This window comes from Streptomyces sp. UNOC14_S4, from assembly GCF_020740835.1.
Lineage (GTDB): Bacteria > Actinomycetota > Actinomycetes > Streptomycetales > Streptomycetaceae > Streptomyces.
On record NZ_JAINFC010000247.1, the window covers coordinates 1 to 10,849 of the forward strand.

General features: G+C 72.7%; 8 protein-coding genes. 4 read left to right on the forward strand and 4 right to left on the reverse strand.

Annotation, left to right across the window (positions count from 1 at the left end; genetic code table 11):
• A partial coding sequence (locus K6I34_RS21620) for an SbcC/MukB-like Walker B domain-containing protein (protein ID WP_275127121.1) occupies positions 1-2,214 on the forward strand: 2,214 nt, incomplete at its 5' end.
• Positions 2,211-2,612: a DNA-binding protein gene (locus K6I34_RS21625; protein ID WP_229327982.1), complete on the forward strand. Its 402-nt coding sequence runs from the start codon at positions 2,211-2,213 to the stop codon at positions 2,610-2,612. The genes K6I34_RS21620 and K6I34_RS21625, both read left to right, overlap by 4 nt.
• A gap of 14 nt (positions 2,613-2,626) precedes the next feature.
• On the opposite strand, the gene K6I34_RS21630 is transcribed toward K6I34_RS21625, so the two are convergent.
• Both K6I34_RS21630 and K6I34_RS21635 read right to left on the reverse strand, forming a co-directional pair.
• Positions 2,627-3,553, reverse strand: coding sequence for a phosphotransferase family protein (locus tag K6I34_RS21630; protein WP_229327983.1), 927 nt, complete (start codon positions 3,551-3,553; stop codon positions 2,627-2,629).
• A 218-nt stretch (positions 3,554-3,771) separates the two neighbouring features.
• Positions 3,772-4,410: an HAD family hydrolase gene (locus K6I34_RS21635; RefSeq protein WP_229327984.1), complete on the reverse strand. Its 639-nt coding sequence runs from the start codon at positions 4,408-4,410 to the stop codon at positions 3,772-3,774.
• A gap of 504 nt (positions 4,411-4,914) precedes the next feature.
• On the opposite strand from K6I34_RS21635, the gene K6I34_RS21640 reads away from it, so the two are divergent.
• Both K6I34_RS21640 and K6I34_RS21645 read left to right on the forward strand, forming a co-directional pair.
• Entirely contained in the window at positions 4,915-5,724 is an 810-nt protein-coding gene (locus tag K6I34_RS21640) for a helix-turn-helix transcriptional regulator (protein WP_229327985.1), read from the forward strand.
• The gene (locus K6I34_RS21645) at positions 5,700-5,933 is read left to right on the forward strand and encodes a DUF397 domain-containing protein (protein ID WP_229327986.1); all 234 of its coding nucleotides are present in this window, start codon (positions 5,700-5,702) and stop codon (positions 5,931-5,933) included. The genes K6I34_RS21640 and K6I34_RS21645 overlap by 25 nt, the downstream gene beginning before the upstream one ends.
• Before the next feature lie 148 nt (positions 5,934-6,081).
• On the opposite strand, the gene K6I34_RS21650 is transcribed toward K6I34_RS21645, so the two are convergent.
• Positions 6,082-6,822: a DapH/DapD/GlmU-related protein gene (locus tag K6I34_RS21650; protein ID WP_229327987.1), complete on the reverse strand. Its 741-nt coding sequence runs from the start codon at positions 6,820-6,822 to the stop codon at positions 6,082-6,084.
• Between the two features lie 81 nt (positions 6,823-6,903).
• On the reverse strand, positions 6,904-10,849 hold a 3,946-nt coding region (locus tag K6I34_RS21655; protein WP_229327988.1), incomplete at its 5' end, for a non-ribosomal peptide synthetase.

Genomic DNA, 10,849 nt, shown 5'->3' on the forward strand with positions numbered 1-10,849 from the left:
CACGCCGCCCTCGACGCGCTGCTCCGCGAGCAGCGCGGCGCGCTGTCCGCCGCCCGCCGCGCCGAGCAGCGCGCCGCCGGGATCACGGCCGAGCTCGCGGGGCTGGAGCGCGAGGCCCGCTCCGACGAGGACACCCGTGCCGAGGCCGCCGAGTGGCTCGCGGGCTGGGAGCTCCTGCACGCGCGCCACCAGCGACGCGTGGACAGCGCGCAGGAGGCGGCCACCCGCGCCGCCCGGCTGGAGGGCGAAGTGGCCCCGGCCCTGCGCCGGCTGGAGGCCGCCCGGGAACGCGACCGGCTCGCCGGCCAGGCCGACCAGGCCGAGGAGCGGCTGCGCGGGGCCCGGGAGCGCGCCGCCGCCGCGCGCGAGCACTGGCTCGACCTGCGGGAGCGCCGTCTGCTGGGCATCGCGGCCGAGCTCGCGGCCGGGCTGGGCCCGGGTGAGGCGTGCAAGGTGTGCGGCTCCACCGAGCACCCCGACCCCGCGCGCGCCACCGCGGGCCATGTCGACCGCGCCGACGAGGAGCGGGCCCTGGAGGACTCCCGGCGTGCCGACACCGGCCGCGAGCGCGCCGAACGGGAGCTCCAGGCGCTGCGGGACGCCCTGGCCCACGCGCGGGCCGAGGCGGGCGAGGCGAGCGCGGCCGAGCTGGCCGCGGCGGCCGAGGAGGTCCGGCGGTCCTTCGCCGAGGCCCGTGCGGCGGGCGCCGACGTCCACGCGGCCCGGGAGGCGCTGGACCGCGCCGAGCGGGAGCACGAGCTCCGGCGCGCCGGGCAGCAGGCGGCGGAGCTGCGCATCACCGCCCGTACGGCCCGCAGGGAGCACCTCGACGGCGAACTCCGCGCCCTGGAGCGGGAGCTGGCACAGGCCCGCGGCGGAGAGGAGAGCGTCGCCGCGCACGCCGCGCTGCTGGAGCGCCGCCTGGGCCTGGTCGGCGACGCCGCCGGGACCGCGCGGTCCGCGGCGGCCGCGGCGGACGAGCTGGAGAAGGCGACGGCGCGGCTGGACGCGGCGACCGCCCGCGCCGGTTTCGCCGGCCCCGCGGAGGTCACCGGTGCCGTGCTGTCCGAGGACGGGCAGCGCGCTCTGCGGCAGCGCCTGGACGCCTGGCAGCGCGAGGAGGCCGCCACGGCCGCCGAGCTGGCCGACCCGCAGCTGACGTCCGCCGCCGCGCGGCCCGCCGCCGACCCGGCCGCCGCGGACGAGCTGCTGGCCGCCGCGACCCGGCGGCTGCGCGAGGCCGCCGCGACGGAGTCGGCGGCCCGTACCCGCTGCGGCGACCTCGACCGGCTGTCCGCACAGGCGGCGGCCGACGTGCGCCGCCTCGCCCCGCTGCGCGAGGAGCACCACCGGGTGGCGGGCCTGGCGACGCTCGTCGCGGGCACCTCCGCGCACAACGAGCGGAAGATGCGCCTGGAGTCGTACGTGCTCGCGGCCCGGCTGGAGCAGGTGGCGGCCGCCGCGAGCGTCCGCCTGCGCCGGATGTCGGCCGGGCGCTACACACTCGTCCACTCCGACGCCCGCTCCGGCACCCGCCGTTCGGGCCTGGGCCTGCACGTGATCGACGCCTGGACGGGCCGCGAACGCGACACGGCGACCCTCTCCGGCGGCGAGACCTTCTTCGCCTCCCTGGCCCTCGCCCTCGGCCTCGCCGACGTGGTCACGGAGGAGGCGGGCGGCGTCCCGCTCGACACACTCTTCATCGACGAGGGCTTCGGCAGCCTCGACGAGCAGACCCTGGACGAGGTCATGGACGTCCTCGACTCCCTCCGCGAACGCGACCGCACCGTCGGCATCGTCAGCCACGTCGCGGACCTCCGCCAGCGGGTGCCGGCGCAGCTCCAGGTGGTCAAGAACCGAACGGGCTCTACTGTACGGCACCGCACGGCGGGGGTCGGGGGCGGAGGCCACCGGCGGCGGGTGCGGGCGCGCATACCGCAGTATGCTCGGGGCATGGCGGATACGACACGCATCACCGTGACACTGCCCACCGACCAGGTCGCCGAGCTGAGAAAGCTCACCGACAACGTCTCCGGATACGTCGCCGAGGCGGTGGCACGCCAGCTCCGCCACCAGTTGCTCGGCGCCGACCTGCTGCGCCACCAGGAGGAGCACGGGGAGTTCACCGAGGAGGAACTGGACGAAGCCCGAGCCAGGATCTTCGGCACGGCAGCGGCGGAGGCAGAGGCCGACGGGCCGGCGAGCGCGGCGTGATCGAACACGTCGAGACCGTCGTCCTGGACTCCCAGGGGCTCTCCGCATGGCTCGCCCAGGACCGCAAGGTCCTCACGATGTTCCAGGTGTTCCACACCATGGGCGCCGATTTCGCCATCTGTGCCAACACCATCGTGGAAGTCAGCCACGCACGGGTGAACATGCCCCGGCTGCAGTGGGCACTCTCCCGCGTCAAGATCGAACCGGTCACCGGGAGTACGGCGAAGGCGTCCGCGGAACTACTCAAGGCCGCGGGCCTGCACGGCCACAAGTACGCGATCGACGCGACCGTCGCCGAGACGGCACTGCGCCAGCCGGGGCCGGTGGCCGTGCTGACGTCCGACGTCGATGACATGGCCCGGCTGTGCGGCGGCCGCGTCCGGCTCATCGGCATCTGAGGCGTCAGGGGCGCTCACCGGGCATGGCGCCACCAGTGGCGTCCGACGATGAGCTCCTCGAGTCCGCGGAGCCTGTCCGCGGCCAGCCGCGAAAAGGTGTCGGGCTGCTGAAACGCGACACGGAGGTCGGAGACGAGGTAGGACGCCTCGCAAACCTCGCATGCTGCTCGGAGTGCTTCCTCAGAGGTCGCCGTCGCACGGGCAATGGTGTCGAGAACGGTCTCCATGTGTGGACCGCTGAACCGGGCCAGGAAGAACCAGTCGTCCACAGGGTCGCCATAGCGGGCCCATTCGAAATCCAGCAGAGCCGTCACATGCCCATCACACGCGAGCCAGTTGCCCCAGTGACAGTCCGCGTGCACCGGGACAACCGCCCGTGCATGCAGTGGCGCGTGCTCCGCAATCGCTGCCAGGCCGTCGAGCAGATGGCGAGGAACGCTTCCGTCCTGGTCCAGAGCGACGAGTTCTTCGACCTCGGCAACGAGTGCGGCCCGGCCGGTGAACCCGCCGTGGTCGAGGGGCTCTTTCAATGTCCGATCGGCGTTGCCAGGAGGCGTCCAGTGGTGCAGTCGGTCGAGTTGCTGGACGGCCTCCTCCGCCAACGAACGCGCGGTCACACCGTCCACGCCCTGCATACCTATGCCGGGAGACATTCCCGGCACGCGGGAGTAGCAGGCGTAGCGAACGTCGAATCTCCCCAGCCGGTGGTGCCCGCTGCTGAGCAGAGGGGCTGTGAGGCCGTTGGGCAGGTGGGGCGCGAGCGCGATCTCCCGGTTCAGCCGCGAGTGGCCGACGGCATCAATGATCTTCACGACGACGTCCGGACCTACGTAGACGTGATGGGAACTGCTCTCGGCGATGGCCATGGAACCGGGGTCGTGCCCCAGGGCCGCTGCCGCGATCGCGCGGGCGGCGTCGTGGGCCTGTCGCAGGTCGATCATCGGCGGTCAGAGATCGGGGTGACCGACGTTCCGATGGGGCCCATGCGAGTGGCCGCTGGAGCGCACGTGGCTAACACCTGTTCATTATACAGATGTTGATGTTTGCCGTTGTTTCAGTTGACGACCTCACGGCAGCCGATGAGGGCTGCGGTGATACCGGCGAAGGCGAGGAATAGCGGCGACCGTCGGGACGTTGGAGAGGACTCCATGCCGGGCCGTTACCGGATCAGAAGACCGGGGAGCTCCAGCAGCGAGTCGATGCGCCAGTCGGCCGCGGCTGCCTCGCGGCTGTCGGCCCACAGATGGCCGAGGGGGCCGCGCCGCAAGTGGGCCGTGCGCAGCCCGGCGGCGGCCGCGGGGGTGCAGTCGTTGGAAGGGCGATCGCCTACGTAGACGGTCCGTTCAGGGGCCGCCTGGGCAAGTTCGATGACGCGGGTGAAGAATTCGGCATTCGGCTTGGCCACTCCCCATTCCCCGGAAGTGGCGACGGCATCGGCGGGCAGCGCCAGAGCGCGCAGCAGTTCACCGGCGCGGGCGGTCTGGTTGCCGGCGATGACGACACGCAGGCCTGCGGCGCGCAGCGCCTGGAGCACCGGGCGGACGTCGGGGTAGAGGTCGGTCTCGTCGAGTTGCTCGCCGCACCCCGCCGCCTCGCGGGCGCGGCTCTCGGCTCCGATGTCGATGCCGGGGCGGACGAGGCGCAACGCGTCGGCGTCGTTCCTGCCTTGAGCGACGACGGCGCCGATGAGCGCGGAAAGCGTATGCCTCGGAACACCGAGCCAGTCGGCCCAGGATCCCCAGCCCCGGTCGTCCTTGATCAGGGTCTCGCCCACGTCGAAAACCACTGCCTCGATCATGCAGTCAGCGTAATGGGCAGAGGTCGGCATCGAGGCTGCTCCGGAGTAACCGCCCTCACGGCGGGTGCAGGCCGCGTGGCTGCCGCAGCATGTCGAGCCGGTCAGTGGCAGGGAGGAGTTCGTCAAACACCTTCGTGTACTCCTGCGCGCGTACCGTCGTGAGGTCATCCAGGGTGACTCCGGCGTTCGGATGGGGCCGGGCTTGGGCCAGGCCAGGGCCCGACGGGGCGCCTTGTGGGCATCGGCGTGTCAGGCGAAACCGTCGATGCCCAAGTTGGCCGGAAGACTCCCGCTGAGCGGCGTGTGCGAAGTCATACAGAGGGCATCACGACAGCAGGAATCGAACAGAGCGTCAGCCGCCTGGGCTCCACCTCCGGTTCCGCTGACCAGCGTCCGCTCTCACCCCTATGCTCAACCTCGATCAGGACTTGCACATTCGGACAGAGGCAAGCGAGGGATGCAACCATGTCTGGCCCAGGGCCATTTGACCTGCACCAGAAGCACTTGGTCGAGCTCGGAGCAGCTGTCAAGAAGTACCGGCTCGCGAAGGGGTGGACCCAGGCAGAGCTGGGCAAGGCGGTCCAGCTGGACCACACGTCGATCGCGCACATCGAGCGGGGCACCCGCCGCGTCCCCCGTCGCGACGTCATGCACCGCATCGACAAGGCGTTGGGAGCCTGCGGAGCCATCTACAAGCTGCGTGACGAACTCGACGACAACCCCGACTCGGCAACGTTCCGGAGATACCTGCACGGCCAGCAGAAGGCCGAGAACATCTGGCAGATCTGCGGCATCACCATGCCGACGATGCTGGAGACAGCCGAGTTCGCCAACAAACAGCTCGCCGCCGCGATGCCGCTCCTGGGCGGAGACCTGAACGAAAAGGTGGCCTATCGCGCCGAGCTGCGCGACATCTTGCACCAGTCTTCGGCGCCCACTCTGCACGTCGTACTGCACGAGGCTGCCTTGCACAGAGTGATCGGCGGGCCGGACATGATGCGTGCTCAGCTCCTCCACCTCGTGGAGCGATCACGAGCAGCAAACGTGAACCTCCGTGTCTTCCCTTCCGAAGGCAACGATTTCACCGTCGACGCCGGATTCGTCGCAATCTGGGACCGGCCGCGCAAACACCCGATCGCTTGGCGGCCACTCGGCATGCAGGGCAGATTTCATCTACAGCGTGCCGACGTGGAAGAACTCATGCGCCTCTATGATCACATGCGCGGCTTGGCACTCGGGCACGAGGAGTCAAGGACGCTCATTCATAAGGTTGTTGAGGAGTCGTATCCGTGCGCACCAAACATCTCGACCTGACCATAGTCAACTGGCGCAAGAGCACACACAGCGGCAACGGCGGAGGCTGTGTCGTGATCGCAGAACAATATCCAGGGATCATGCCGATCGGAGACTCAAAAGATCTCTCGCGAACCCCCGTCGTCGTGACCCGTGGCGCGTTCGCCTCATTCGTGTCTGCCGTCACTGGCCCCGACACCCTCATGAGGAAGATCCGTAAAAGGAGCTGAAGCACGCCGCTGGCGCAGATTGGGGCCGCGCCTCGGCTTGCACAGACACGGCCAGGGGAACGCATCGTGACACCGTAGGGGCACCTCGGGCTGATCGCGCTGGACAGCGACGGGACCGTGAACGACACCGATCGACGCCGCCCGGCCGCTACGGCTCCAGCGCCAGCAGCTGCTCCGGCGTGACCCCCTCCGGCACCGGTACCGGAGTCGGGGTGCGCAACGGCGGTACCCAGCCCTCCTCCGCGTCCCAGTGGCGGACGATCCTCGCCGGGGCTCCCGCGACGACGGCGTGGTCGGGGACCTCGCCGCGGACGACCGAGCCCGCCGCGACGACGACGTTGCGGCCCAGGCGCGCGCCCGGCAGGATCACCGCGCCGGTGCCGAGCCAGCTGCCGGAGCCGATCGTGACGGGGGCGCTGCGCGGCCACTGGCGGCCTATGGGCTGGTCGGGGTCGTCGTAGGAGTGGTTGTCGCTGGTGACGTAGACGTACGGGCCGCAGAACACGTCGTCGCCGAAGGTCACCTTCCGGGAGGCGACCACGTGGCTGCCGCGGCCGAGGACCACGCCGTTGCCCAGACTCAGCACGGGCTCGGGGCCCAGGTCGAGGCCGGGCATCATGCCGACGGTGAGGGTGACCTGTTCGCCGATGATGCAGTAGTCGCCCAGCTCGATGCACTGCTCGCCGAAGACCGTGCCGAGGGGGAAGGCGAGGCGGGTGCCCGTGCCGATCCTGGCGAAGCGGTAGGGGCCGGGGCGTTCGGCGGTCACCGAGCCCGCCTGCTGGATCCAGCGCCAGCCGTGGTGGACGGCGCGCGACACGGCACGGCGCCCCCAGGCCCGGAGGGCCACGGGGGCGTCGAACGAGAACGTGTTCCGGTTCTTCGGCACCCGCTCACCGTAATCCGCGGAGCCGGGCGCGGGAGCGGCGGCAGGCTGTGATCTTCCCCCTACCACCGAGCCCCCTCGCCGTCAGTCGCGTAGCGCCTTCCGCACCTCCTCCGCCAGCAGCTCCGCGTAGTCGCGCCCCCAGCGCTCGACGGTCGCGCGCTCCCACAGGTCCTCGGTGTACTCGACGAAGCCGGTGAACGCGTCCCCGGCGGGCACGAGTCCGAAGCTGACCTCCGTCCGGGAGCCGTTCGGCGCGAGGTCGGTCACGGCCGCCGTGACGCCGGGCAGGGTGATGTCCGTCTCCAGGGAGTTCTGGTAGACGAAGCCGAGCGCCAGCCGCGGCGGCAGGTCGACGCCCTGCCGCTCGCGCGCCGCGGACACGATCTCCGGGTAGGGCAGGAGGTGGTCGACGGCGCGGGCCGCGGCCTGCGCGACGGCGTCCACGACGGCGGTGAGGGCACCGCCGGTACGGACCCGCAGCGGGAACGCCTGCGCCGTGCACGCGACGAGCTGTTCGTGCTCGTGGCGCTCGCGGTTGGCGTACGGCACGTTGAGGACCACCTCGTCGCGCCCGGCCTCCCTGGCGAACAGCAGGGCGGCGACGGCCGCCGTGACGGCGAAGGGCGTCGTGCCGCGCCGGGCGGCCAGCCGGTCGGTGTCCGCCCGTACCTCCGCCGGGACGGTGAAGGTGACGACGCGCCCCCGGCCGCTGAGGGTCTCGGGGCGCGGCCGGTCGAGCGGCAGGCCGTGGGCGAGCGGGGCGCCGTCGAGCTCGCGCAGCCAGTAGCCGGCCCTGGTGGCGGTGTCCGTCTCCCGGGCGCGGTCCCGCTGCCAGCGGGCGTACTCCGTGGGCCGCGGGGGCTCGGCGGGCAGGCCGTCGGGCGCGCCCGTCACGGCGGCGGTGTAGAGGGCCGCGAACTCCTTCAGCAGGAGGCTCACCGCCCAGCCGTCGCACACGGAGTGGTGAAGGACCCACAGCAGCTCCCAGGCCGCCTCGCCGGTGCGCAGCAGCCGGAAGAGCGGTGCGACGCCGACGGCCGGGTCGAAGCACGTGTTCGCGGCCAGAGCGCTGATCCGCTCCGCTTCGGCGGCGCGTGCTTCCGGCGCGTACGCGGTGAGGTCCTCGACGGGCAGCTCCACGGGCGCGGGCCGGAGCACTTCCTGCACCCGCTCGCCGTCGTCCCCGGCGAAGCGGGTTCGCAGGCCCGCGTGCCGGGCGACAAGGCGGGTCAGCGCGGTGCGGAGCGCCGGTACGTCGAGGGCTCCGGTGAGGGTGACGCGCAGGGCCACGTTGAAGACCTGGGGCAGGGCGTGCTGCGCGTGGGCGGTGAGGAAGCGGTCCTGCTGGACGGTGACCGGTGCCCGCTCCTCCACCTCGTCGTCCGGGGAACCGCCCAGCACCGCGATCATGGCCCGCAGCGTCGGCTCCTGGTAGAAGCGGGCCATCGGGTAGTCGGTGGCGAACTCCGCACGGACCCGGTTGAGCAGCCTGATCGCGGCGATGGAGTGCCCGCCGAGGTCGAAGAACGAGGTATCGGGGCGGAGTTGCCCCGGGTCGGTGACGAGCCGGCCGAGCTGATCCGCCCAGAGCTCGCGCAGCCGCCGTTCGGTGTCGGATGCCGGGCCCCTATCACCCGCATCACCCGCGTCAGAGGCCCGGCCGCCGCCCGCGCCCGTCACCAGGTCGGTGGCCGGGAGCGCCGCGCGGTCCAGCTTGCCGTTCGCCGTGTACGGCAGGGAGCCGAGGACGGCCCAGGCGCGCGGTACGAGGTATTCCGGCAGCCGGGCGGCGAGTTCGTCGGCCATGAGGTCGGCGAAGGCCTGCCGGTCGGCCGCGGTATCACTACTCCCGTACGCCGACGTCCCGCCGACCGGGTCGGCCGGCACGGCGAAGGCCGCGAGGTACGCCTCGCCCCGGGCGTCGCGGCGGGCGAGCACGGCCGCTTCCCGTACGCCGTCGAGGGCGGCGAGCGCGCGGGCGGGCTCCTCGGGTTCGACCCGGTAGCCGCGGATCTTCACCTGGTCGTCGGTGCGGCCGCGGAACTCCAGGCGCCCGTCCTCGGTCCAGCGCACGAGGTCGCCGGTGCGGTAGACGCGGCCCGCGACGGGGTCGGTGCGGAAGCGCTCGTCCGTGGCCTCGGGCCTGCCGAGGTAGCCGCGGGCCACGCCGGGGCCGCCGACGTGCAACTCCCCCACCGTGCCGACCGGGACCGGCTGCCCCGCCGCGTCGAGCACCCGCAGGCGGACGTTGTCGACGGGGCGGCCGATGGTGATCTCGCCGTGGCCGTCCGGGGTGACCGTCTCGGTCGTGCACAGCACGGTGGTCTCGGTGGGCCCGTACACGTTGACCGTCTCGTACGGCACGCCGGGGCGCGGGCGGGTGCGCAGGGCGTCGCCGCCGAGCAGCAGGTGGCGCAGCGGCGGCTGTTCCTCCGCCGGGAGTTCCAGCACGGTCTCGCCGAGGGCCGTGGGCAGGACGGTGAAGGTGACGTTCCGCGTCCGGTACCACCGGGCGAGGGCGAGGGGGTCCTTGCGTACGGCGTCGTCGTCCGCGACGGCGACCGAGGCACCCGCGGTCAGCGCGGGCCAGAACTCCATGACCGAGGCGTCGAAGCCCAGGCCGCACACGGCGGCGGCCCGGTCGGCCGGGGTGAACCCGAAGCGCCGGTGGTGCCACTGGCAGAGGTCGAGGACGGCGTGGTGGGACACGGCGACGCCCTTGGGGGTGCCGGTGCTGCCGGAGGTGTGGACGACGTAGCAGAGGGAGTCGCGGCCGACGGCGGCCCGGGACGTGTCGACGGTGCCCGACGGGGTGTCGCCGGGGGTCACGACGGCCACGCCGGACGGCAGGCGCAGGGCGGCGGTGCTCTCCGGGGTGCCGATGACGGCCCTGGCCCCGCACTCGGCGATGACGGCCTCGGCGCGGGCCCGGCCGAGCGCGGGGTCGAGCGGCAGGTAGGCGTGTCCGCTCTTGAGCACGGCGAGCATGGCGACGACGAGGTCGGGGGTGCGGGGCAGCCACAGGGCGACGGTTCCGTCGGGGCCCGCGGGCCCGGTGCGCTCCAGGAGCGCGGCGGCCAGCCGGTCGGCGCGCTCATCGAGCTGACGGTACGTCAGTACGGTGTCGCCGCAGACCACGGCGGTGCGGTCGGGCCCCTCGGCGGCCCGCTGGGCGACGAGTCCGTGGACGGTCGTGCCGTGCACGGGACGGTCCGGGCCGCGCTCCCAGGACGCCGGTACGGGTGCGCCGGGCGCGGCGGCCATGGCAGCCGCGGCGAGCCGGGACAGCGGGGTCGCGGGGGTCTCGACGGCCGCTTCGAGCAGGGCGCGGAAGGTGGCGAAGAAGCCGTCGACGGTCTCCGCGTCGAAGAGGTCGGTGTTGTACTCCAGGTGGCAGCGGATGCCCTCCGGCTGATCCGTGAAGTAGACGGCGAGGTCGGTGAGGGCCTTGTCGGGGCCCGCGTCCAGCGGGGTGGCCCGCACGCCGGGCAGGTCGAAGCGGAAGGGCTCGCCCCGCTCGAACTCGGCGAGCGTCTGGAAGACGGGCGTGCGGTCGGTGGCGCGCGGCGGCGCGAGCTCGCGGACGACGGCCTCGAAGGGCACGTCTGCGTGGTCGTACGCGTCCAGGGCCACGGCCCGCACCCGGTCGAGCAGGGTGCCGAAGTCCGGGTCGCCGGACACGTCGAGGCGCAGGGCGAGGGTGTTGACGAAGAAGCCGAGCAGGTCGCCCGCGTCCTGTGGCCGGTTCGACATGGGCGTGCCGATGACGAGGTCGTCCTGGCCGGTGACCCGGTGGAGCATCGCGGCGTACCCGGCGAGCAGGGTCATGAACAGCGTGGCACGACGGCCGCGGCTCAGCTCGCGCAGCCGGGCGGAGAGACCCGCGTCGAGCGTGTGGAAGACGGCGCGGCCGTTGGAGGTCATCAGGGCGGGCCGGGGCCGGTCGGCGGGCAGGGCGAGGACGGGCAGGTCACCGCCGAGCGCGGTACGCCAGTGGGCCAGGTCCGCGGCCGCGCCGGGGCCGCCG